Origin of the sequence: Tepidiphilus margaritifer DSM 15129 (assembly GCF_000425565.1) — a bacterium.
Taxonomy (GTDB): Bacteria; Pseudomonadota; Gammaproteobacteria; order Burkholderiales; family Rhodocyclaceae; genus Tepidiphilus; species Tepidiphilus margaritifer.
Window position 1 is genome coordinate 167,633 of sequence record NZ_KE384397.1, and the last position, 23,516, is coordinate 191,148.

Here is a 23,516-nt window from a genome sequence, read left to right on the forward strand (position 1 = left end):
TGCCTTCGTCATCGACAGGATCGCCGTTTTCCTTCCGGAATGTCGATTCCCATCACGGAGGCAGATCATGGCATCGCAAACCTACAAGCAGATCTCGGTCCTGACCGCGAGTACCTTCGCTTTCACGATCTGCTTCGCCGTCTGGGTAATGTTCTCGATCATTGGGATTCCAATCAAAGAGACGCTGGGGCTCAACGAGACCGAGTTCGGGCTGCTCGCCGCCACTCCTGTGCTCACCGGTTCACTGATCCGGTTACCGCTGGGGATGCTCACCGATAAATACGGTGGACGCCCTGTCTTCATGACACTCATGCTCGTCACGGTGGTTCCAATTTATTTGATCAGCCGGGCGACCGAACTGTGGCAGTACCTTGTATTGGGATTATTCATGGGCCTGGCTGGCGGCTCCTTCTCAGTCGGCATCGCCTACGTGGCACGCTGGTTCGACAAGAGCCGACAGGGTCTGGCGATGGGCATTTTCGGAGCGGGGAACTCCGGTGCCGCGCTCACGAAGTTCATCGCACCCTCCTTGGTCGTCGCCTATGGTTGGCAGTCCGTGCCAAAGGTATATGCGGTCGCGATGCTCGTCACCGCCATCCTCTTCTGGTGTTTCACCTACACCGACCCTTCCCACCGAGTGCGATCGACCATCACCTTCCGCGACCAGCTGCGTGCGCTCAAGGATCCGAATGTCTGGAAATTATGCCAGTATTATTCTATCGTCTTCGGGGGTTACGTCGGCCTCAGCCTGTGGCTGACGAAATACTATATCAACGAATACGGCTTCGACATCAAGATCGCCGCCCTGCTCGCCTCTACCTTCGTGTTGCCGGCCGGCGTCATCCGTGCGCTCGGCGGTTGGCTCTCCGACCGCTACGGCGCCCACCCCGTCACGTGGTGGGTGCTGCTGATCTCCTGGGTGTGCCTCTTCTTCATGTCCTACCCACAGACGGATATGACTGTGCAGACAGTGCATGGGTCGCTGACGCTGCATATCGGCCTCAATCCGTGGGTCTTCACGATGCTGCTCATCGTTCTTGGATTGTCCTGGGGCATCGGCAAAGCCTCGGTCTTTAAATACATATCCGACCAATATCCCGAAAACATCGGGGTCATCTCCGGCATCGTCGGCCTCATCGGCGGACTTGGAGGATTTCTGCTGCCTATTATGTTCGGGATGCTGGTCGACCTCACTGGGCTGCGCTCGAGCATCTTCATGCTGCTATGGGGCATCACCTTCGTGTCGCTCGTCTGGATGTATTGGACCGAGATCGTTCCTCGGCGGCGTAGCGACTCTTCCTTCACACCAACCCCTTCCTCCCGCTGAGCCTTTCAGGAGCCCCTCATGACTTCTTCTCGTGTATTGACTACATGGAACCCGGAAGATCCGGTGTTCTGGCAGCAGCAAGGCAGGCGCATTGCGATCCGTAATCTGTGTATCTCCATTCCGGCCCTGTTGCTCGCCTTCGCCATTTGGATGGTATGGAGCGTGGTGATCGTAAATCTGCCACACATCGGTTTCCGCTTCACCACCAACCAACTCTTCTGGCTCGCCTCGGTACCTGGAATTTCCGGTGCGACGTTACGCATCTTTTATTCCTTCATGGTCCCCATTTTCGGCGGGCGTCTATGGACGGCACTATCGACCGCTTCGTTGGCAATTCCGGCCCTTTGGATGGGCATCGCCGTACAGGATCCTTCCACTTCCTACGTAACTTTCCTGGTGATCGCATTGCTGTGTGGTTTCGGCGGGGGCAATTTTGCCTCCAGCATGGCCAACATCAGCTTCTTCTTCCCCAAATCGCTGCAGGGCACAGCGCTCGGACTCAACGCCGGTCTGGGAAACCTCGGCGTATCGGTGGCTCAGTTCGTCGTACCGCTCGTCATCACTACGGCTGTGTTCGGTACGCTCGGCGGCGGGCCGCAAACCTGGGTCAAGGGAGAAGAGACAAAGCTCATCTGGCTGCAAAACGCCGGATTCATTTGGGTACCCTTCATCCTCGCCACGGTGATCGCGGCATGGTTCGGCATGAATGACATTGCCGCGGCCAGGGCTTCTTTCGCCGAGCAAGCCGTTATCTTTCGGCGCAAACATAACTGGCTGATGTGTTGGCTCTATCTGGGCACCTTTGGTTCTTTCATTGGCTATTCGGCCGGATTCCCCATGCTCATCAAGACGCAGTTCTCAGGCGTCGATCCTCTGCAATACGCCTATCTCGGCCCATTGGTGGGGGCGCTGAGCCGTCCCTTGGGCGGTTGGATCGCTGACAAGGTCGGTGGTGCCCGCGTCACCTTCTGGAATTTCATCGTGATGACGATTGCTGGGCTCGGTGTGCTCATCTTCCTGCCCAAGGGCACGGCCAACGCTTTTGCCCTGCCTTGGGGGCCGACCGAAGGCAGTTTCGCTGGATTCTTCGCCATGTTCATGCTGCTCTTCTTCACCTCGGGCATCGGCAACGGTTCTACTTTCCGCATGATCCCGGTGATCTTCCGTACGCTACACGAGCGCTGGAGCGCTAGTCAAGGAGAGCAAGCTAAGGCACAGGCAACCCGAAACGCGAGCAAAGAGGCAGCGGCAGTACTTGGTTTCACCTCGGCGGTGGCTGCTTATGGCGCCTTCTTCATCCCCAAATCCTATGGCACTTCCATTGACCTCACCGGTGGTGCAGAGGCAGCTTTGTGGCTCTTCATCCTCTTCTACCTCACCTGCATCGTCGTTACTTGGTGGTTCTATTCGCGCAAGAACGCCGAAATTCCTTGCTGATTGCTATTTTTGGAGAAACCCATGAGCCATTTTCTTGACCGACTGAAATATTTTACTCAAGAGCGCCCCGCCTTCGCCGACGGTCACGGTCAGGTGCGGGAGGAAGACCGGGCGTGGGAAGACGCCTACCGGATGCGTTGGCAGCACGACAAGATCGTGCGCTCGACGCACGGGGTCAACTGCACCGGTTCGTGTAGCTGGAAGATCTATGTGAAAGGCGGCATCGTTACCTGGGAGACCCAGCAGACTGACTACCCGCGCACACGACCGGATATGCCAAACCACGAGCCGCGTGGCTGTCCCCGTGGGGCGAGCTATTCCTGGTATCTCTATAGCGGCAATCGGCTGAAGTATCCTCTGATCCGCGGTCGGCTAATGAAACTATGGCGCGAAGCGCGCAAGACTCTCTCCCCGGTCGAGGCCTGGCAGAGTCTAATCGAAGACGCCGAAAAAGCGCGCAGTTTCAAGTCTGTACGCGGTCTGGGCGGCTTTGTGCGGGCAAGCTGGGACGAGGTCAATGAGATCATCGCTGCGGCCAACATCTACACGATCAAGAAATATGGCCCAGATCGCGTTGCCGGTTTCTCGCCGATCCCGGCCATGTCCATGGTTTCCTACGCCGCCGGCAGCCGCTACTTGTCGCTCATCGGCGGCGTGTGCCTGAGCTTCTACGACTGGTACTGTGACCTTCCACCCTCCAGCCCCCAGACCTGGGGTGAGCAAACCGACGTACCGGAATCGGCGGATTGGTACAACTCAAGCTACCTCATCGCCTGGGGCTCGAACGTACCGCAGACACGTACTCCCGATGCACACTTCTTCACCGAGGTCCGCTACAAGGGAGCGAAGACCGTAGCCATCACTCCCGATTATTCGGAAGTGGCCAAGCTCTGTGATCTGTGGCTACCGGCCAAACAAGGCACCGATGCTGCCCTGGCGCTGGCCATGGGGCACGTGATCTTGAAGGAATTCCACCAGACGGGACGCAGCGCCTATTTCCTCGACTACGCCCGCCGTTACACCGACATGCCCCACCTCGTGCGGCTCGAGAAACGGGGGAAATATTACGTCCCCAGCCGTTTCCTCCGCGCCAGCGACTTTTCCGACCGGCTCGGTCAGGAGAATAACCCCGAATGGAAGACCGTGGTGTTCGACGAGGCAAGCGGCGAACCCACCGTTCCGCTCGGTAGCATTGGTTTCCGCTGGGGAGAGGAAGGGAAATGGAACCTCGAGCCGAAAGATGCGCGTGGAGCCGAACTGCAGCCTCGGCTCAGCCTCATCGAGGCACACGACGAGGTAGTTTCGGTGGCCTTTCCCTATTTCGCCGGGCAACCGCACGCGCACTTCCCTTCTACCGAGCACGATCAGATCCTGCTGCGTCACCTACCGGTCAAGCGCCTCCGGCTAGCCGACGGCGAGGCGCTCGTGACCACCGTCTACGATCTAACACTTGCCAACTACGGCATCGACCGCGGTCTGGGTGGAGAGAACATTGCTTCCTCCTATGACGACGATGTTCCCTACACACCCGCCTGGCAGGAACGCATCACTGGCGTGCCCCGTGCGCTGGCGATCCGCGTGGCGCGAGAGTTCGCCGACAACGCCGACAAGACACATGGCAAATCGATGGTCATCATCGGCGCCGGCATGAACCATTGGTACAACATGGACATGAACTACCGCGCCGTCATCAACATGCTGGTCTTCTGCGGCTGCATCGGACAATCCGGCGGTGGCTGGGCCCATTACGTCGGGCAGGAGAAGCTGCGGCCCCAGACGGGATGGACGGCGCTTGCCTTCGCCCTGGACTGGCACCGACCTCCACGTCACATGAATGGAACCTCTTTTTTCTACGCCCACACCGACCAGTGGCGTTACGAAAAACTCAAGGTCACCGAAATCCTCTCTCCGCTGGCCGACCCCAATCGTTATCGCGGCAGCCTCATCGACTTCAACGTTCGCGCCGAGCGCATGGGATGGCTGCCCTCAGCACCGCAGCTCGGTGCCAACCCTTTGGAGCTCACCCGCAAAGCAGCCGCTGCCGGACGAGATCCCAAAGACTATGTCGTGCAGGCGCTCAAGAGCGGAAAACTCTCACTCGCCTGTGAAGATCCCGACGATCCGGCCAACTTCCCGCGCAATCTATTCGTATGGCGTTCCAACCTGCTGGGTTCCTCGGGCAAAGGCCACGAGTACTTCCTCAAACATCTGCTCGGCACGCAACACGGCGTGCAAGGCAAAGATCTCGGCGAAGACGGAGGGGAACGACCGCAGGAGGTACGTTGGCATGAGAATGCCCCCGAAGGTAAGCTCGACCTCCTGGTGACGCTCGACTTTCGCATGTCGACCACCTGCCTCTATTCCGACATCGTCTTACCCACTGCCACCTGGTATGAGAAGAATGACCTCAACACTTCCGACATGCATCCTTTCATCCATCCGCTGTCGGCGGCCGTCGATCCTGCCTGGCAGGCACGCAGCGACTGGGAAATCTACAAAGGGATCGCGCGCAAGTTCTCCGAGCTCGCCGTTGGGCACCTCGGTGTGGAACGAGACCTCGTGCTCACGCCGCTACTGCATGACACGCCGACCGAACTTGCTCAACCACTCGAAGTGCATGATTGGAGAAAAGGCGAAACCGAGCTGATTCCGGGCAAGACTGCGCCGCAAATGATAGTGATCGAGCGTGACTATCCTAACACTTACAAGAAATTCACGGCATTGGGCCCTCTGATGCGTCGCCTCGGCAACGGCGGCAAGGGCATTTCCTGGAATACCGAGCACGAAGTAGAAGGGCTCGCCAAGCTCAACGATGTCGTTACCGAAGAGGGTATCAGCCAAGGACTACCCCGCATTGAAAGCGACATCGACGCAGCCGAGGTAATTCTCTATCTCGCTCCTGAGACGAATGGCGAAGTCGCAGTAAAGGCTTGGGAGGCGCTGTCGCGATTCACCGGGCGCGATCACACCCATCTAGCTCGCGGCAGGGAGGAGGACAAGATCCGCTTCCGCGACATCCAAGCCCAGCCACGCAAGATCATCTCCTCGCCCACCTGGTCTGGCCTGGAGAGCGAGCACGTCTCGTACAACGCCGGCTACACCAACGTCCATGAGCTCATTCCCTGGCGCACGCTTACCGGACGTCAGCAGCTCTATCAGGATCATCCCTGGATGCGGGCTTTCGGCGAGGCGCTCGTAGCCTACAAACCACCCATCGATACCAAGACCGTACGCGAGATGCTCGGCAAGAAGAGCAACGGCAACCCCGAGGTGGTGCTCAACTTCATCACACCGCACCAGAAATGGGGTATCCATTCCACTTATACCGACAATCTGCTGATGCTCACCCTATCTCGAGGGGGACCCATCGTGTGGATCTCGGAAGTCGATGCGCGTAAAGCAGGCATCGTCGATAACGACTGGATCGAAGTCTTCAATCTCAACGGCGCCCTCACTGCCCGGGCCGTGGTATCACAGCGCGTCCCACAAGGGATGGTGCTGATGTATCACGCCCAGGAAAAAATAGTCAATACACCAGGATCCGAAGTCACCGGCGTACGCGGTGGCATCCACAACTCCGTCACCCGCGTCTGTCCCAAACCGACGCACATGATCGGTGGCTATGCCCAGCTGAGCTACGGTTTCAACTACTACGGCACCGTCGGCTCGAACCGGGACGAATTCATCATCGTGCGCAAGATGGCCAAGGTGGATTGGCTCGACCGACCCCTTGCCGACGAAACCATCTAAGGAGATATTCATGAAAGTCAGGGCTCAGATCGGGATGGTGCTCAACCTCGACAAATGCATCGGTTGTCACACGTGTTCCGTCACCTGCAAGAACGTCTGGACCTCAAGACCTGGTGTCGAATATGCCTGGTTCAACAACGTCGAGACCAAGCCGGGCGTCGGCTATCCCAAAGAATGGGAAAACCAGGATAAATGGAAAGGCGGCTGGAAACGCGCTGACGACGGCACGCTCACCCCCCGCATCGGCGGGCGCCTACGTGTGCTCTCCTCGCTGTTCGCCAACCCCAACCTGCCGGAGATCGACGACTACTACGAACCTTTCACCTTCGACTATGAACACCTGCAACAAGCACCTTTGTCGCAGAGCGCTCCCGTAGCCAGGCCGCGCTCGTTGCTCACCGGCCAGCGCATGGAAAAAATCGAAGGAGGGCCAAACTGGGAAGAATTGCTCGGTGGCGAATTTAGCATCCGCGCCCGCGACCGGAATTTCGCCGCGGTCCAGAAAGAAATCTACGGGCAGTTCGAAAACACCTTCATGATGTATCTGCCGCGCTTGTGCGAACACTGCCTCAATCCCACCTGCGTCGCCTCCTGCCCTTCCGGTTCCATCTACAAACGGGAGGAAGACGGCATCGTTCTTATCGATCAGAACAAATGCCGCGGCTGGCGCATGTGCATCTCCGGTTGCCCGTACAAGAAGATTTACTTCAACTGGCAGACGAGCAAGGCAGAGAAATGCATTTTTTGCTATCCGCGCATCGAATCGGGCCAACCGACGGTGTGCTCCGAAACTTGCGTTGGCCGCATTCGCTATCTTGGTGTTCTGCTCTATGATGCCGATAGAATAAAAAAAGCCGCCAGTTCCGATGAAAAGGATCTCTATCCTGCGCAACTCAGTGTCTTCCTCGACCCTTTCGATTCCCAAGTGATCGAACAGGCCCGCGCCGATGGAATCCCTGACGATTGGATCCGTGCCGCCCAGGCTTCGCCCGTCTATAAGATGGCCGTGCAATGGAAAGTAGCACTCCCGCTGCACCCCGAATACCGCACGCTACCGATGGTGTGGTACGTGCCACCCCTGTCGCCCATCCAGTCGGCCGCCAACAGCGGCTTGCTGCCGGACGATGGCCTGCTACCAGACGTGTCTCGGTTGCGCATCCCTTTGCGCTATCTCGCCAACTTGCTCACTGCCGGCGACATCGCCCCGGTGCAGCGTGCGCTCGAGCGCCTGCTCGCCATGCGCGCTTACATGAGGGGCAAAACGGTCGAAGGCAAGGCCGATGCCGCACTGCTGGAGCGCGTCGCGCTCACCGAAGCCCAGGTGCGGGAGATGTACCGCATCCTTGCCATCGCGAATTACGAAGACCGTTTCGTGATCCCCACCACGCACCGCGAATATGCTGAGGACGCCTACGATCTACGCGCTTCGTGTGGATTCAGTTTCGGCGATGGCTGTAGCGGCGGAACTGACAAACCGAATCTTTTCGGTGGGAAGAAACGGGTGATCCCTCTCAAGGAGATCAGCAAATGAAAACCTTTCGCGCGCTCGCCGCACTGCTTGATTATCCCAATGAAGCGCTCCTCGAGGCGCTGCCCGAGCTTGCCGAGACGATAGAGAATGAAGCGCTCGTGCCGCCTGCCGAGCGGGCGCGGCTCCTCGCCTTCCTCGGCCAGCTGCAAGGAAGCGATCTGATGGCCTTACAGGAACACTACGTTGATCTCTTCGATCGCAGTCGGGCATTGTCGCTGCACCTTTTCGAGCACATCCACGGTGAATCCCGAGATCGAGGTCAAGCGATGGTCGAACTCAAGAAGCTCTATGCCAGCAAAGGGCTAGAGCTCTCCGCCGGAGAACTGCCAGACTACCTGCCAGTGCTGCTCGAATATCTTTCGCTGTGCGAGCCGCGAGAAGCCACCGAGCTCTTGGAAGAAACGGCCCACGTCCTGATCATGATCCACGCCGGGCTTGCGCGTCGCCAAAGTTACTACGCCACAGTATTCGCTGCACTTTTGGCCACTGCGGGACTCGAAGCGCCACTAGAAGAAGTGGAAGCAGCCACGCTCGACGACACCCCCGAGGCGCTCGATGCAGCTTGGGCCGAGGCACCCGCCTTCGGCCCACGAGCCGGTGCCGCGATCTGCGGTGCCCCTTTCGGCTCGCAAACGCCTTCCCCTCGTTCCTCAGCCGGTTGCTGATCGCTTCCGAAGGAGAAGACCATGAATTCCCTACACCAATTTCTGTTCGGCACTTACCCCTACATCGCCGCCACGATCTTCCTACTAGGTAGTCTCGTGCGCTTCGATTATGCCCAATACACGTGGAAGAGCGATTCCTCACAGCTGCTCAAGCGAGGTCAATTGCGCTGGGGCAGCAATCTTTTCCACATCGGCATCCTCTTTCTTTTTTTAGGACATCTCGTCGGTCTCCTCACTCCGCATTGGATCTATGAGCCCTTCCTGGCCCCTGCGCACAAACAGCTGCTGGCGATGGTCTCTGGCGGAATCGCCGGGACGATGTGTCTCGTCGGTCTGCTGTTGCTGATTCATCGGCGCCTGACGCAGCCGAGAATCCGAGCCAACAGCAAGACGATGGACTTCGTCATCCTCTTTTGGATTTTACTGACGCTCTCGCTGGGGCTCACCAGCATTTATGTATCGGCCGGACATGCCGATGGCAGTGTGATGCTCGCGCTTTCCGACTGGGCGCAACGCATCGTCACCTTCCGTCCCGGTGCTGCCGCCGCGATCGCCGAAGCGCCGCTCGTCTTCAAACTCCACCTTTTCTGCGGCATGACGCTATTCCTGCTCTTTCCTTTCTCTCGACTGGTACACATCTGGAGTGGTTTTGGCTCAGTCGCTTACCTTTCCCGACCGTACCAGATCGTACGCACTCGTCGATTCAACCAAGAGGAATCGCGGTGAATATCCGCTGCGCGGGGCGGTTTCCGCCTCGCTCACCCCTGCCGCTGCCACGTCCCCGAGCGCCCGCCGCTCTTGTGCACCAAGCCGACGTCGGTGATGCGCATTCCCTTGTCGATCGCCTTGCACATGTCGTAGACCGTGAGGAGCGCCACCTGCACCGCCGTGAGCGCTTCCATCTCCACGCCGGTGCGCTCGCGCGTCTCGGCCCGGGCGCGGCAGCGCACCGCCACGCGTTCCGGTACCGGCTCCACCTCCACATCCAGGTGCGTGAGCACCACCGGATGGCACAGCGGCACCAATTCCCAAGTGCGTTTCGCGGCCATGATCCCGGCGATGCGCGCCGCCGCCAGCGCGTCACCTTTCTTCAGGTTGCCCGCTACGAGCGCCGCGAGTGCCGCCGGCGACATTTCGATGTATCCTTCGGCGATCGCGACCCGATGCGTCTTCTCCTTCTCCCCGACGTCCACCATGTGGGCGGTGCCGGTGGCGGTGAGGTGCGGCAAATCGGCCATGACAACTCCAAAACGCGATGTTCGTGACCCCACGATGATACAGGAGCCGCCGCGATGGACACCCGAGCCCCGGCCACCCCGCCCCTGATCGACCGCTTCGGCCGACACGTCACCTACGTGCGCCTGTCGGTGACGGACCGCTGCGACTTGCGCTGCGTCTACTGCATGAACGAGCAGATGACTTTCCTGCCCAAGGCGCGCATCCTGACTCTGGAAGAAATGGCGTTGATCGGCCGCGCCTTCGTCGAGCTGGGCGTGACGAAACTGCGCATCACCGGGGGCGAGCCCCTGGTGCGGCAAAACGTCCTCTCGCTCTTCGCCGAACTGGGCAAACTCCCCGGCCTGAAAGAGCTCACACTGACGACCAACGGCTCCCAGCTCGCTCGCCATGCCGTGGCGCTGCGTGAGGCCGGCGTGCGGCGCATCAACGTGAGCCTCGACAGCCTGCGCCCCGAGCGCTTTCGCGCCATCTCGCGCGTAGGCAGCCTCGACAAGGTGCTCGAGGGGATCGAAGCAGCCCGGCGCGCCGGGTTCGAAGCGATCAAACTCAACGCCGTGCCGATGCGCGGCATCAACGACGACGAGATCCTCGATCTGGTCGAATTCGCCGCCGAACGCGGCTTCACCCTCTGTTTCATCGAAGAGATGCCGCTCGGCGAGCTCGAAGGACACGATCGGTGCGCGAGTTTCGTGCCCAGCGACGAAGTGCGCGCGCGCATCCTCGAGCGCTACACCTTGCTGCCCACCGTCGAACGCACCGGCGGCCCGGCCCGTTACGAGCGCATCGCCGAGACCGGCACCCTCGTCGGATTCATCTCGCCCCATAGCCACAATTTCTGTGACAACTGCAACCGCGTGCGCGTCACCACCGAAGGGCGGCTCTTGCTGTGCCTGGGACAAGAACACTCAGTCGACCTGCGCCGGGTGCTGCGCACCCATCCCGGCGAACTCGAGCCGCTCAAGGAAGCCATCGTCGCCGCGATGGCGATCAAACCCAAAGGGCACGAGTTCGATCTCACCGCCAAACCCGTGCTCTTCCGGCACATGAACGCCACCGGCGGTTGACGAAAGGGGATCTCCAATGAACGAACGCACGAGCGCACTCCTCGAGGCACTGGGCGCCCAAAGCGGCATCCTCGCTGCCGTCGGCGCCGGCGGCAAGAAGACCACGCTCTACCAGATCTTCGCCGCCCACCCCGGACGCGTGGCCCTCACCACCACCACCTTCATCACCGACTTCGCTCCCGAACTCGGCGCCGAGATCCTCGTCGCTCCTGAAGACGAACTCGAAGAAAAGGTACGCGCGAGCCGTGCGCGTAAAGTGGCCTACGCCACGCCCTCGGACAAGCCGGGGCGGGTAGCGGCCGTGTCCGGAGAGCGCATCGCCAGACTGCACCGCGAGGGCGGGTTCGATCTCACGCTGGTGAAGGCCGACGGGGCCCGCTCGCGGCTCCTCAAAGCCCCTGCGCCGCACGAACCGAGCCTGCCCGCGGCGACCGACACGGTGCTCCTCATCCTTTCACTGCAGGCACTGGGACAACCCCTCTCCGAGACGATCGCGCATCGCCCCGAGCGCGTCTCCGCACTCACCGGCCGCGCCCTCGGCGAACCGGTGGCAATCCCCGACTTCGTCGCGCTCTACACGCATGAAAACGGGCTATTGCAAGGAACGTCTGGAAAACGCGTGATCCCCGTACTCAACATGGTCGACGACGATCGCCTCCTACCCGCCGCCCGCGCGATCGCCGAGTCGACGCTCGCCGCCTGCCCGCGCTTCGAGCGCTTCGTGCTCACGAGCCTACGAAAGCCAGGCTATCTCGTGGAGGTCGTGCGGCGCTGACTGCTCCTCACTTCAAATTCCCCGAGAGGAACTGCTGCAACCGCTCGCTGCGCGGACGCGCCAGCACTTCGCGCGGGTTGCCCTCTTCCTCGACCAGCCCCTGGTGCAGGAACATGACGTGCGTGGACACCTCGCGCGCGAAGCCCATTTCATGCGTGACCACGATCATGGTTCGGCCCTCCTGCGCGAGGTCGCGCATCACTTTGAGCACCTCGCCGACGAGCTCCGGGTCGAGCGCCGAGGTCGGTTCGTCGAAGAGCATAACCTCCGGCTCCACCGCCAGCGCCCGGGCGATCGCCACGCGCTGCTGCTCGCCGCCGGACATGTGCGAGGGATAGGCGTTCTTGCGGTGCGCCACGCCGACCTTGGCGAGGTAATGCTCGGCGCGCTCGATCGCCTCCTTTTTGGGCACGCCCAGCACGTGCACCGGCACCTCGATCACGTTCTCCAGCGCCGTCATGTGCGACCACAGGTTGAAGTGCTGGAAGACCATGGCCAGGCGCGAGCGGATGCGCTGCAGCTGTTTGCGGTCGGCCGCGCGCAGGGTACCGTCCTTGGCCGGCACCAGCCGCAGTTCTTCGCCGTCGAGCACGATGCGCCCGGCGTTGGGTTGCTCGAGCAGGTTGATGCAACGCAGCAACGTGCTCTTGCCCGAACCGCTCGAACCGATGACGCTGATGACGTCACCGGCGTCGGCCTTGAGCGAAACCCCTTTGAGGACTTCGTGCGCCCCATAGCGCTTGTGCAAATCGTCGACTTCGAGTTTGACCATGAATGGTTCGCCTTGCGGATCGGGTCTGGCGACAGGGACAGGAAAATGATTCAGCGGCGCTGCGGCCGCAGGTGGGCGAGCCAGCGGCGCTCGGCAGCCTTGAAGAGCTGCAGCAGCAGGAAAGTGAGCACGAGATAGAAGGCACCGGCGGTGAGGTAGGCTTCGAAGGGTAGGAAATACTGCGCGCTGATCGTGCGCGCCACGCCGGTGATGTCGGCGAGCGTCACGAGCGAAGCCATGCTGGTCGCGTGCAGCATCATCACCACTTCGTTGCTGTACTGCGGCAGCGCCCGGCGCAATGCCGAAGGCAGGAGGATGCGCCGGTACATCTGCAGACGCGACATGCCGGCGGCGCGGGCCGCTTCGATCTCGCCCGGCGGCGTGGTCTTGAGGCAACCGGCGATGATCTCGGCGGTATAGCCGGAAGTGTTGATGGCGAACGCCAGGCAGGCGCAGAAAGTGGCGTCCGACAGCCAGGGCCACAGCAGGCTCGCGCGCACGGCCTCGAACTGCGCCACCCCATAATAGAGGAGGAAGAGCTGCACCAGCATGGGCGTGCCGCGGATCACGTAGGTATAGAACCAGGCGGGCAGATTGAGCCAGGGCGAACCCGACACCCGCATCAGCGCGAGCGGCACCGCCCAGACGAACCCCACGGCGAGCGACACGAAGAGCAGCTGCAGCGTGACGCGCACGCCGTGCAGGAACTGGGGAAAGTTTTCCCAAATGACGGAAAAATCGAGGATCACAGCTGCACTTCCCGTACGCCCAGGGAGAAGCGTTTCTCGATCACGCGCAGCGCAAGCAGCGACACGCTGGTGATCGCCAAGTAGAGCACCCCGGCGAGCAGCAGATAGGTGAAGGGCTGGCGCGTGGCGTCCCCCGCCTGTTTGGCGTGGAACATCATGTCCGGCAGGCCCAGCACCGACACGAGCGCGGTGGATTTGATGAGCACCAGCCAGTTGTTGGCGATGCCGGGAATCGACAGGCGTACCGTCTCCGGCCACAGGATGCGGCGAAACACCTGCCAGCGGCTCATGCCGTAGGCGAACCCGGCCTCGGCCTGCCCTTTGGGAATGGAGAGAAAAGCGCCGCGGAAGGTCTCCGACAGGTAGGCGCCGAAGATGAAACCCAAGGTGGCCACGCCGGCGGCGAACGGGTCGATGTCGACGTAGTCTTCATGGCCGACGAGCGCCGCGGCGCGATTGACGAGATCCTGACCGCCGAAATACACCAGCAGGATCATGACCAGATCCGGGATGCCGCGGATCACGGTGGCGTAGGCTTCACCGAGCCAAGCGAGCGGACGCAGCGGCGAGAGCCGCGCCCCCGCCCCCGCGAGCCCCAGCGCCACGGCCAGCGCCATGGAACACAGCGCCAGGCGCAGCGTCAGCCAGCTGCCTTCGACGATGGTGAACCAATAGCCGCCGCTCATCGGCCACCTCCAAGAGGCTCGGTCGCCTCACTCGCCATAGATGTCGAAGTCGAAGTATTTCTTCGCGATTTCCTGGTACTTGCCGTTGGCGCGGATCGCGTCGATGGCGGCGTTGAATTTCTCCACCAGCGCCGTGTCGCCCTTGCGCACCGCCACGCCGATACCGTCGCCGAAATACTTCCGGTCGGTGAAGGCCGGCCCCACCGTGGCGAACCCTTTGCCGGCATCGGTACGGAGAAACCCTTGCTGGATGCTGACCGCGTCGGCGAGCGAAGCGTCGATGCGCCCGGCGGCGAGATCGAGGAAGACTTCTTCCTGCGACGCGTAGCGCACCACCTCGATGCCGGCCGGAGCGAAGACGTCGGTGGCGTAGCGGTCGAAAATGGTGGCGCGCTGCACGCCGACTTTCTTGCCTTTCAGGTCGACAAGGGGATCCTTCACCTCACTGCCCGCCTTCATCACCAGGCGGCCGGGGGTGTAGTAGTACTTCTTGCTGAAATCGACCGATTTCCTGCGCTCGTCAGTGATCGACATCGAAGAGATCACCGCATCGATCTTGCGCACCTTCAGCGCGGGAATCAGCCCGTCGAACTCCTGCTCGATCCACTGGCACTTGACCTTCATCTCCTCGCACAGGGCGTTGCCGATGTCGTAGTCGAAACCGGCGAGCTTGCCATCGGGCGTTTTGTAGGCGAAGGGAGGATAGGCAGCCTCGATGCCGATGCGCAAGGGCTTGTCCTCGGCCATCGCCGCCCCCGAAGCGAGCACCCACAGGATCACGCCGAACAACGAGAAGAGCTTTTTCATGACAGGCTCCTTCACAGGGAGGTGTGGAAAAAACGCATCGATGCATCGATCGATGTCACGCCCGTAAGTTTCCCCCAGTCGGCCGAAGAAGGGCTTCGGGGATAAAGGCCGCTCATTTTACCAATACCTTGGCTTGGGCTGCCCCTCGGGCCGCGATTTCGCCCGTCCTGTGGATAACTCTCCTTTCGGCGTGGACGGGTTAGAATACCCCTTACAACGTCGTCAATCCGTCCAGAGGGCCTTCCCCTTGAGTCACGAAGCGTGGACCGCCTGCTGCGAGCGTCTGCGTGCCTCGCTGCCGGCGCAGCAATACAACACCTGGATCCGTGCCCTGAGTGCCGAACCCGAAGAAGGCGGCGAAGGGGTGCGGCTGCGCGTGCTCGCACCCAACCGCTTCATCCTGCAGTGGGTGCGTGAGCGTTACTGGTCCAAGATCGCCGAACATCTCGCCGAGCTCGGCATCGCCCAGGCCGAACTGCAGCTGGGCGCCGCCGCCAAAGGGGGAACGCCGTCGCGTCCCTCCCGTACCGCATCCGCCGAAGCCCCTTCAGCGACCCCCGCCACCGAGACGTCCGAGGCGGCGGCTCAGGAATCCCCCCCTGCCGCGGCACCGGCAGAGGAAAGCACCGCCGAACCCAAGCCCCGCCCCGCCCGCAGCGCCCCGAAACGCCGTACGCCGCCGCTCGCCGGGGACACCGCCCCGTCCTCGACCCTCGAAGCGCTCTACGAGCGCACGCGGCTCAACCCTGCGGCGACTTTCGACACCCTCGTCACCGGCCGGGCCAACGACCTCGCCCGCGCCGCGGCCATGCAAGTGGCGCACAACCCCGGCGCCTCCTACAATCCGCTGTTCGTCTATGGCGGCGTCGGCCTGGGCAAGACGCACCTCATCCACGCCATCGGCAACGCCATCTTCCGCACCGACCCGCGCATGGTGATCCGCTACGTCCACGCCGAGGACTACTACGCCGACGTCGTCCGAGCCTACCAGCAGAAGAGCTTCGATGCCTTCAAGCGCTACTACCGCTCGCTCGACGTGCTGCTCATCGACGACATCCAGTTCTTCCAGAACAAGGCACGCACGCAGGAAGAGTTCTTCCATGCCTTCAACGCCCTCACCGAGGCGCACAAGCAGATCGTCATCACCTGCGATACCTATCCCAAAGACATTCAAGGGCTGGAAGATCGGCTCATCTCGCGTTTCGACTGGGGCCTGACGGTGCAGATCGAGCCGCCCGAGCTCGAGATGCGGGTGGCCATCGTGCAGAAGAAGGCGCAACTCTTGGGCGTGCAGGTGGGCGACGACATAGCCTTCTTGATCGCCAAGAACCTGCGCTCGAACGTGCGCGAACTCGAAGGCGCGCTCAACAAGGTGGTGGCCTTCGCCAACTTCCACAGCCAGCCGATCACGCTGGAGCTGGCCAAGGAGGCGCTCAAGGACATCCTGCACGCCTACAACCGGCAGCTCACCGTCGAACACATCCAGAAGACGGTGGCCGACTACTACAAGACCAAGGTCGCCGACATGCACTCGAAGAAGCGAACGCGGGCGGTGGCTCGCCCCCGGCAAGTGGCGATGTGGCTCGCCAAGGAGCTCACGCCGCTGTCGCTGCCGGCCATCGGCGAGGCCTTCGGCGGGCGTGACCACACGACGGTGCTGCACGCTTACCGCACGATCAACGAGCTGCGTCTGACCGACCCCCAACTCAACCACGACGTCCACGTGCTGCTGCAGGTCCTGCGCGGCTGAAGACTATCATTTCAGGAGAGGCCCGATGCTCTTTCTCGAATCGACCCGCGACCAGCTGCTGCAACCGCTGCTGGCCGCGAGCGGTGTGGTCGAAAAACGCCAAACGAAACCCATTCTCGCCAACGTGCTGCTCGAGCGCGACGCCGGCCGCCTCGGACTCATCGCCACCGACGGCGAGATGCAGCTCGCCGTCCACGTCGACGCGAGTGCGCTGCCGGGCGAAACGGGGCGGCTCACCGTCAACGCGAAAAAACTGCTCGACATTCTGCGCAGCCTTTCCGAAGGCGCGGTGATACGGCTCGAGCGCGACGGCGAGAGCCGCCTCGTCCTGCGCTGCGGTCGCAGCCGTTTCACCCTGCAGGCGCTGCCGGCCGAGGAATTCCCCCGCCTTGCCCCTCCGGAGGGTGAAGACGTGCCCATGCGGCTTACCCAGCGCGAGCTGCGCCGCCTCATCGCGCTCACCTCCTACGCCATGGCGCAGCAGGACATCCGCTACTATCTCGTGGGCATGCTCTTCGTCGCCGAAGGGGATCGGCTCGACGTGGTCACCACCGACAGCCACCGGCTGGCTCACTGCGCCCAGCCGCTAACCGAACCCTTGGCGAGCGCACGCGAAGCCATCGTGCCGCGCAAGGCGGTAGGCGAACTGCAGCGGCTGCTCACCGATTCCGACGACACGGTGGAAGTGCGCATCGCCGACAAGCAGATCGTGTTCCGTTTCAAAGACACCGAATTCCTCAGCAAGATCATCGACGGGCGCTTTCCCGATTTTCGTCGCGTCATTCCCCAAGGGCACCCCATCCGCGTCTCCTTCGTGCGCACCGAGCTGCAGCAAGCCTTGCAGCGCGTGGCGATCCTTGCCAGCGACAAAATCCGCCCGGTCAAACTCTCTTTTTCCCCGGGGCTGGTGCGCCTGTCGAGCCACAATGCCGAACAGGAAGAAGCGGTCGAGGAGATCGAGATCGCCTACGACGGCGAACCGTTGGAAATCGGTTTCAACGTCGGCTATCTGCTCGACGTACTGGGCGCGCTCACCAACGAGGTCGTACATCTGTCGCTCAAGGACGGCAACGCCGCCGCCCTCATCACCGTCCCCGAGGACGAAGGCTTCGAATACGTCGTGATGCCGATGCGCCTGTAGAACCGCAGCAAGAAAAATCTGTCAGACATTTTATCGATACGAGGAACGAATTTCCGTCATGAGCCGAGACGTGCAGAAAAAAACCCCCAGTGAAACCTACGACGAATCCGCCATCCAGCAGCTCGAAGGGCTGGAGGCCGTACGCAAGCGTCCCGGCATGTACATCGGCGATACTTCCGATGGCACCGGGCTACACCACATGGTGTTCGAGGTGGTCGACAACGCCATCGACGAAGCGCTTGCCGGCTACTGCGACGAGATCGTGGTGACGATCCACGCCGACAACTCCGTGTCGGTGGTCGACAACGGACGCGGCATCCCGGTCGGCATCAAGTGGGACGACAAACACGAGCCCAAGCGCAGCGCCGCCGAAATCGTCATGTGCGTGCTGCACGCCGGGGGCAAGTTCAACCAGAACAGCTACAAAGTCTCCGGCGGGCTGCACGGCGTGGGCGTGTCCTGCGTCAACGCGCTCTCCAAATGGCTGCGGCTCACGGTGCGGCGCGACGGCAAGAAGTATTTCATGGAGTTCCATCGCGGCGTTCCGGCAGTGTTCGACGAGGAAGTGATCGACGGTATCCCCGTGCGCAAGATGCGTGAACTGGGGCCGACCACCAAGCGCGGCACCGAAGTGCATTGGCTCGCCGACGAAGAGATCTTCGGCACCGTCGAATACCATTATGAAATTCTCGCCAAACGCCTGCGCGAGCTCTCATTCCTCAACAACGGCGTGCGCATCAAGCTCATCGACCAGCGAACCGGCAAGGAGGAGGATTTCGCCTTCTCCGGCGGAGTGCGCGGCTACGTCGAATACCTCAACCGCAACAAGCAGCCCATCCATCCCCATGTCTTCCATGCCCAGGGAGTGGTGAAGGTGCCGCAAGACGTGGGGCACGAGGTCGAGATCGCCGTCGAGGTGGCGATGCAGTGGAACGACAGCTACCAGGAACAGGTGCTGTGCTACACCAACAACATCCCGCAGCCCGACGGCGGAACGCACCTCACCGGCTTGCGCGCCGCGCTCACGCGCGTCATCAACCGCTACATCGAAGAGCAGGAGATCGCGAAGAAAGCCAAGGTCGAGATCACGGGCGACGACATGCGCGAGGGCCTCGCCTGCGTGCTCTCGGTGAAGATGCCCGACCCGAAGTTCGCCAGCCAGACGAAGATGAAGCTCGTCTCCTCCGAGGCACGCCCAGCGGTCGAGGAGATCGTCTCGGCCAAACTCGCCGAGTTCCTGCTGGAAAACCCCAACGACGCCAAGATTATCTGCGGCAAGATCGTGGAAGCGGCGCGTGCGCGCGAAGCCGCCCGCAAGGCGCGCGAGATGACGCGGCGCAAGGGGCTGCTCGACGGCGTGGGGCTTCCCGGCAAGCTCGCCGACTGCCAGGAAAAGGATCCGGCACTGTGCGAGCTCTTCCTCGTCGAGGGGGATTCGGCCGGGGGCTCGGCCAAGCAGGGGCGCGACCGCAAATTCCAGGCGATCCTGCCGCTCAAGGGCAAGATCCTCAACGTCGAGAAGGCGCGCTTCGACAAGCTGCTGCAAAGCCAGGAGATCGCCACCCTCATCACGGCGCTGGGCACCGGCATCGGCAAGGATGAATACAAGCCGGAGAAGCTGCGCTACCACCGCATCATCATCATGACGGACGCCGACGTCGACGGCGCCCACATCCGCACCCTGCTGCTCACGTTCTTCTACCGGCAGATGCCCGAGCTCGTCGAGCGCGGCCACATCTACATCGCCCAACCGCCGCTCTACAAGATCAAGCACGGCAAGACCGAGCTCTACCTCAAGGACGACCAGGAGCTGCAGCAGCACCTGCTCAAACTCGCCCTCGACGGGGCGGAACTGCTGCCGCGCGAAGGCGCCGAGCCGCTGCGCGACGAAACGCTCGCCGGTCTGGCGCGCCAGTATTTGCTGGCCGAATCGCTCATCGCACGCCACGCCGCGCGCATCGACGCGCAGGCGCTGCGCACGCTGCTCGCCAACGACGTCGTCCTCGACCTCTCCAGCCAGGAAGCGGCCCTGGCGAGTGCCGAGCGGCTGCGCGCCGTGCTCGACGGCGCCCTGGAGGTCGAAGCCGTATTCGACGAGACGAACGAGGAGTGGGTGCTCGAGCTCACGCGCATGCACCACGGCAACGCCCGGCGCTCGCGCATCGACCCCGACTTTCTCGCCTCACACGACTGGCACCTCATCCGCGAGGCCGCCCGGACGCTGGCCGATCTCGTCGGCCCCGGCGCGCAGGTGCGCCGGGGCGAAAAACGCCAACCGGTAGTCAGCTTCGCCGAAGCCGTGCAGTGGCTCATCGCCGAGGTCGAACGCAACCTCGTCAAACAACGCTACAAAGGTTTGGGCGAAATGAACCCCGAGCAGCTGTGGGAGACGACGATGGATCCGGCAGTGCGGCGCCTGCTGCGCGTGCAGATCGACGACGCCATCACTGCCGACGAGATCTTCACCACCCTGATGGGCGAGCAGGTCGAGCCGCGGCGCGCCTTCATCGAGACGAACGCGCTCTACGCCCGCAACATCGACGTGTGAGCCCGGCGACGGCGCCTCAGTCGAGGCTCGCCGTCGCGAGTTTCATCCCGAAGGCAACGAAGAGCGCTCCGACTGCGCCGGTGCCGCCGATGGCGAGCCGCCGGCGCCGGCGGAAGGCTGCGGCGAGCTTGGCGCCGGCAAGCACCAGCGTGGCGAGGTAGGTCATGCTGCACAGCTGCACCGACACACCCAGCACCAGGAAAGCGAGCAGCGGATGACCCGCCTGCGGGTCGACGAACTGGATGAAGAAGGAAAAGAAGAAGAGGATGGCTTTTGGGTTCATCAGACTGATGAGCAAGGCCGAACGGAAGGGGTGCAAAGCCCCCGTACGCACTTCTTCTTCGGGCGCGGCGATCGCCTCGCCGCGGCGCAGGGCCTGGCTCGCCCGCCAGGCGGCGCGCATCAATTGCATGCCGATCCAGCACAAGTAAACCGCCCCCGCGAGCCGCAGGCCGAGAAAGAGCGCCGGCACGAGTTTCAAGAGCGACGCGGCCCCGAACACCGCCGCGAACATCAGCACCGTATCCCCCGCCACTACCCCGAGCGCCGCCCGTGCGCCGGCACGCCAGCCGTGGCGCGAGGCCGTGGTCATGACGTAGAGCGAGTTGGGCCCCGGCAGAAGCACGATGAAAATGGTGCCGAGCAGGAAGGTGGGATAGTCGACGATACCGAACGACATGGCGCGACCCGAAATGAAAGAAAAGATGGTCTCATCCTAGTCCATAAAGGAACTGTCCGTAATCGGGGATTCCCCGAATCGGCTTTGCCATTAGGACGCTTTTGCGCCCTGCTCTACGCCTTCGCCGAGTTCCCCGCCGAGCGCGTCCGAGAGCGCCGGCAACATGGAACGCAAGGTTTCGGCGAAGAGGTAGAACCGTCCCTCGAAGCGCTCGCGGGCGTCGCGCGCCTCGCCCGTCGTCTCGTTCTCCGCGTCGGTGCGTGTGAGGCGTTTGAGCGCCCCGTCGGCGGTGAGCACGAAACTCAACCGATCGGCGTAGGCGAGCGCGAGCCGCGTCGGGCGCTTGCCGGCCGCGAGGTGGGAGCGGATCTCGGCGGCGACGCTGCCTTCGCCGAGCGGCAGGCGGGCATAGCGCACGAGGGCGCGGCTGTCGTCCTGCGCCTCGAGCTGGACTTCGTCTTCGAGCGAGAAGGGGCCTGGAGCCTCTGCCGCGAGCAGCCAGTCGGCCATCGCCGACGTGGGGGCGAGCCGGGTACGCCAGGGTTTCAAGGGAAAGCGCTCGGCAGTGGCGCGCAGCGTGTCGATCACCCGTTCGGCGAGCGTAAGGCTGCCGGCATCGACGGCGAACCATCCCTCGCGCGGATCGATCCACACCGGCACGCGCCGACGCCGCGTGAAGGCACGCGGTAGCCACTCGGCGCGAATGGCTTCACGCAGCTCGCGCAGCTCTTTGCGCGACAGGGGATAGCCTCGTTCGTCGGCGATCGCCTCGGCGCGCTGTTCGGCCTCGGCTTTGACCACGCTCGCCGGCAGGAGGCGCTCCTCGCGCACCCAATGCGCCAGCCAGTGCCCCCCTACGTCCGCAATCGCTTCGTCATCACCGAAGGGCGGCGCCCAGCCTTCACTCGTTTCGTTCTGCGGCCCGACCGGCAGGAAGGGACGACGGAGGAAGAGCTCGTTCCAGTAAGTTCGCCCTTCCGGACCGTCCCAGCGATAGAGACGTAGGTTCTTGAATTCGATCATGCTTTCCCTCGTTTCTTGCGTGCGATCGCGACGATGCGCGCCATGGTGTCGGCATCAGCGGCGGCGTAGGCCTGGGCAAGCCACTCGGCTACGGGTCGTCCGTCGGGCGCGAGCAAGGTCTCGTCCAGGGTGGTGTCGTAGCGGAAATTCAGCCCCAGGCGTTCGCCTTCGATGACGAGCGAGATCTCCAAGGTTCCGCCGGGCCGGCCGCCCTGGGGTTCGACGACGAAGCGCAGGCGTTTTCCCTCTTCCCACTCGACGCGATCACGGTAGCTGTCGGGGCCGAAGTGCAGGCGGCGCAGCACGTGCGCCGGGCCTCGCTCCAGGATGTCGCAACCGGTCATCCCCAGGACGAATTCCTGCGGATGCTCGATGCGCGTTGCCAATCCTTGCCAGACTGCAGCAACATCGAGTGCTTCTTCCGGAGCGAAGAACAGGCGGTGTTCGAAGTGCACGACGACGTTCCCTTGGAGGTTGCAGGGAAGTCTAGGGGCAAGGGGCGACGAGGGCAAGGGGTAGCGGACAGCTGGACGGGAACGCCGTGATCGGTAGTTGTACACAGATCTTTTATAAAAACCTCTAGTGTTTACTACGCTCGACAGGGTTCTGTGGAAAACTAATGAAAAACTATGATTTTGCTGAATTTTTCTTTATGGTGAACGAGGGGAATGGTGGGCTTGCAAGCGGTGTGATGTAGACGAATGCTTTCCTGGATCCAGAAAAAACGGGGAGTTTTCCCCAAACTTTCCCACGGTTTCCCCTCGCCTTGTCCACTGTGGCGTATCGGTCACAGAAAAACATCAATTTAAAAATGGTTTTTAGCAGGAAGTAAAAAACCTTTCTTTCTTCATGGTTGATTTGGCCAAACGGAATGGGGGTTAACAACCAAATCAAGTAAACAAAAAACCATGTAAACAATGTTTCCTCCAAATCTGTGGATAACTTCTGGCCGTCCAAGACATCCGTACGTTTCCCCGTCAGGAAAACTTTGGGGAAACCTTGGGATGAGTGGTGGATGGTTTGGGGAGGAAATCAACCTCATGAGGAAATTTCCCATTGATCCACAAACGATTACCGGGAAGTCCTTGCATCCATGCACCGTCGGCGGGCTGGCGGAGGACGGCGGACAAACCCGCCTCAGATTCGGGACAGGCTTGTGGATAATTTTGTGAAAATCCCGAAATGAGATAAATCCGCTCAAGGACTTGCCTGGGTTTCTTCATGATCCACAGGAAGGAGGGCTGGAGTCCATGGCGTTGACATCGTGCGCGGCGGCGGTGTATCTTGTTTTTACTTCGGGTGCCCGCTCCGACGTCTTGGGAACGGGTGAAACGGGAAGCCGGTGAAGCGGGCATCGTCCTGCCATTCCGGCGCAGCCCCCGCTGCTGTGAGCCTGACGGGAAGCGCATCGGCCACTGTGCCTTCAACGGCATGGGAAGGCGCGTGAACCGGATGACGGCGAGCCAGAAGACCGGCCCGAAGTGCGTAGTTGGTGCGAGCCCCGGGGTGTGGGTTTGGCTGACGGTTCGGGGCGGTCTTTCTCTCTTCCCCTTTCCTCAGGCCCTTTCTCCTC

General features: G+C 61.9%; 20 protein-coding genes and 1 riboswitch. Of the genes, 11 read left to right on the forward strand and 9 right to left on the reverse strand.

Annotated features, from left to right (window positions below; translation table 11 throughout):
* The first annotated feature begins 67 nt into the window (after positions 1-67).
* The 6 genes from H607_RS12505 to narI are packed head-to-tail and all read left to right on the forward strand — an operon-like array spanning position 68 to position 9,436.
* Positions 68-1,327 (forward strand): MFS transporter, encoded by a 1,260-nt coding sequence (locus tag H607_RS12505; RefSeq protein WP_037990251.1) that lies wholly within the window; start codon positions 68-70, stop codon positions 1,325-1,327.
* A gap of 18 nt (positions 1,328-1,345) precedes the next feature.
* Complete coding sequence (locus tag H607_RS0109505; protein ID WP_028875243.1) at positions 1,346-2,764, forward strand: NarK family nitrate/nitrite MFS transporter; 1,419 nt, start codon at positions 1,346-1,348, stop codon at positions 2,762-2,764.
* Positions 2,765-2,785: 21 nt separating this feature from the next.
* Entirely contained in the window at positions 2,786-6,514 is a 3,729-nt protein-coding gene (locus H607_RS0109510) for a nitrate reductase subunit alpha (protein WP_028875244.1), read from the forward strand.
* A 10-nt stretch (positions 6,515-6,524) separates the two neighbouring features.
* Positions 6,525-8,045, forward strand: coding sequence for a nitrate reductase subunit beta (gene narH / locus H607_RS0109515; protein ID WP_028875245.1), 1,521 nt, complete (start codon positions 6,525-6,527; stop codon positions 8,043-8,045).
* Positions 8,042-8,710 (forward strand): nitrate reductase molybdenum cofactor assembly chaperone, encoded by a 669-nt coding sequence (gene narJ / locus H607_RS12510; RefSeq protein WP_083962013.1) that lies wholly within the window; start codon positions 8,042-8,044, stop codon positions 8,708-8,710. Before narH ends, narJ begins: the two co-directional genes overlap by 4 nt.
* Positions 8,711-8,731: 21 nt before the next feature.
* On the forward strand, positions 8,732-9,436 hold the full coding sequence (narI, locus tag H607_RS0109525) for a respiratory nitrate reductase subunit gamma (protein WP_028875246.1): 705 nt from the start codon (positions 8,732-8,734) through the stop codon (positions 9,434-9,436).
* 32 nt (positions 9,437-9,468) lie between these two features.
* On the opposite strand, the gene moaC is transcribed toward narI, so the two are convergent.
* Positions 9,469-9,948: a cyclic pyranopterin monophosphate synthase MoaC gene (moaC, locus tag H607_RS0109530; protein ID WP_028875247.1), complete on the reverse strand. Its 480-nt coding sequence runs from the start codon at positions 9,946-9,948 to the stop codon at positions 9,469-9,471.
* Between the two features lie 54 nt (positions 9,949-10,002).
* On the opposite strand from moaC, the gene moaA reads away from it, so the two are divergent.
* Positions 10,003-11,013: a GTP 3',8-cyclase MoaA gene (moaA, locus tag H607_RS0109535; protein WP_028875248.1), complete on the forward strand. Its 1,011-nt coding sequence runs from the start codon at positions 10,003-10,005 to the stop codon at positions 11,011-11,013.
* Positions 11,014-11,029: 16 nt separating this feature from the next.
* Positions 11,030-11,788 (forward strand): selenium cofactor biosynthesis protein YqeC, encoded by a 759-nt coding sequence (yqeC, locus tag H607_RS0109540; protein ID WP_028875249.1) that lies wholly within the window; start codon positions 11,030-11,032, stop codon positions 11,786-11,788.
* A 7-nt stretch (positions 11,789-11,795) separates the two neighbouring features.
* On the opposite strand, the gene H607_RS0109545 is transcribed toward yqeC, so the two are convergent.
* The 4 genes from H607_RS0109545 to H607_RS0109560 are packed head-to-tail and all read right to left on the reverse strand — an operon-like array spanning position 11,796 to position 14,802.
* Positions 11,796-12,560, reverse strand: coding sequence for an ABC transporter ATP-binding protein (locus tag H607_RS0109545; RefSeq protein WP_028875250.1), 765 nt, complete (start codon positions 12,558-12,560; stop codon positions 11,796-11,798).
* 50 nt (positions 12,561-12,610) lie between these two features.
* Positions 12,611-13,309: an ABC transporter permease gene (locus H607_RS0109550; RefSeq protein WP_028875251.1), complete on the reverse strand. Its 699-nt coding sequence runs from the start codon at positions 13,307-13,309 to the stop codon at positions 12,611-12,613.
* Positions 13,306-13,995 (reverse strand): ABC transporter permease, encoded by a 690-nt coding sequence (locus tag H607_RS0109555; RefSeq protein WP_028875252.1) that lies wholly within the window; start codon positions 13,993-13,995, stop codon positions 13,306-13,308. Before H607_RS0109555 ends, H607_RS0109550 begins: the two co-directional genes overlap by 4 nt.
* Before the next feature lie 27 nt (positions 13,996-14,022).
* The gene (locus H607_RS0109560; protein WP_028875253.1) at positions 14,023-14,802 is read right to left on the reverse strand and encodes an ABC transporter substrate-binding protein; all 780 of its coding nucleotides are present in this window, start codon (positions 14,800-14,802) and stop codon (positions 14,023-14,025) included.
* 247 nt (positions 14,803-15,049) lie between these two features.
* On the opposite strand from H607_RS0109560, the gene dnaA reads away from it, so the two are divergent.
* Genes dnaA through gyrB form a run of 3 tightly spaced genes read left to right on the forward strand, consistent with a single transcriptional unit; the run spans position 15,050 to position 20,241 of the window.
* The gene (gene dnaA, locus H607_RS0109565) at positions 15,050-16,552 is read left to right on the forward strand and encodes a chromosomal replication initiator protein DnaA (protein ID WP_028875254.1); all 1,503 of its coding nucleotides are present in this window, start codon (positions 15,050-15,052) and stop codon (positions 16,550-16,552) included.
* Positions 16,553-16,577: 25 nt separating this feature from the next.
* On the forward strand, positions 16,578-17,693 hold the full coding sequence (gene dnaN / locus H607_RS0109570; protein WP_028875255.1) for a DNA polymerase III subunit beta: 1,116 nt from the start codon (positions 16,578-16,580) through the stop codon (positions 17,691-17,693).
* Positions 17,694-17,751: 58 nt separating this feature from the next.
* On the forward strand, positions 17,752-20,241 hold the full coding sequence (gene gyrB / locus H607_RS0109575) for a DNA topoisomerase (ATP-hydrolyzing) subunit B (RefSeq protein WP_028875256.1): 2,490 nt from the start codon (positions 17,752-17,754) through the stop codon (positions 20,239-20,241).
* A 16-nt stretch (positions 20,242-20,257) separates the two neighbouring features.
* Here the strand turns inward: gyrB and leuE are convergent, their stop codons facing one another.
* From leuE to H607_RS13495, 4 genes are all read right to left on the reverse strand, one after another.
* A complete protein-coding gene (gene leuE, locus H607_RS0109580) occupies positions 20,258-20,920 on the reverse strand; it encodes a leucine efflux protein LeuE (protein ID WP_028875257.1) in 663 nt (220 codons plus the stop codon).
* A gap of 90 nt (positions 20,921-21,010) precedes the next feature.
* A complete protein-coding gene (locus H607_RS12515; RefSeq protein ID WP_051240808.1) occupies positions 21,011-21,943 on the reverse strand; it encodes a recombination-associated protein RdgC in 933 nt (310 codons plus the stop codon).
* Positions 21,940-22,398, reverse strand: coding sequence for an AtaL-like protein (locus H607_RS0109590; RefSeq protein ID WP_028875258.1), 459 nt, complete (start codon positions 22,396-22,398; stop codon positions 21,940-21,942). Before H607_RS0109590 ends, H607_RS12515 begins: the two co-directional genes overlap by 4 nt.
* Before the next feature lie 522 nt (positions 22,399-22,920).
* A complete protein-coding gene (locus tag H607_RS13495) occupies positions 22,921-23,166 on the reverse strand; it encodes a hypothetical protein (RefSeq protein ID WP_169393602.1) in 246 nt (81 codons plus the stop codon).
* A 57-nt stretch (positions 23,167-23,223) separates the two neighbouring features.
* Positions 23,224-23,437: riboswitch (cobalamin riboswitch) on the forward strand.
* Positions 23,438-23,516: the final 79 nt, after the last annotated feature.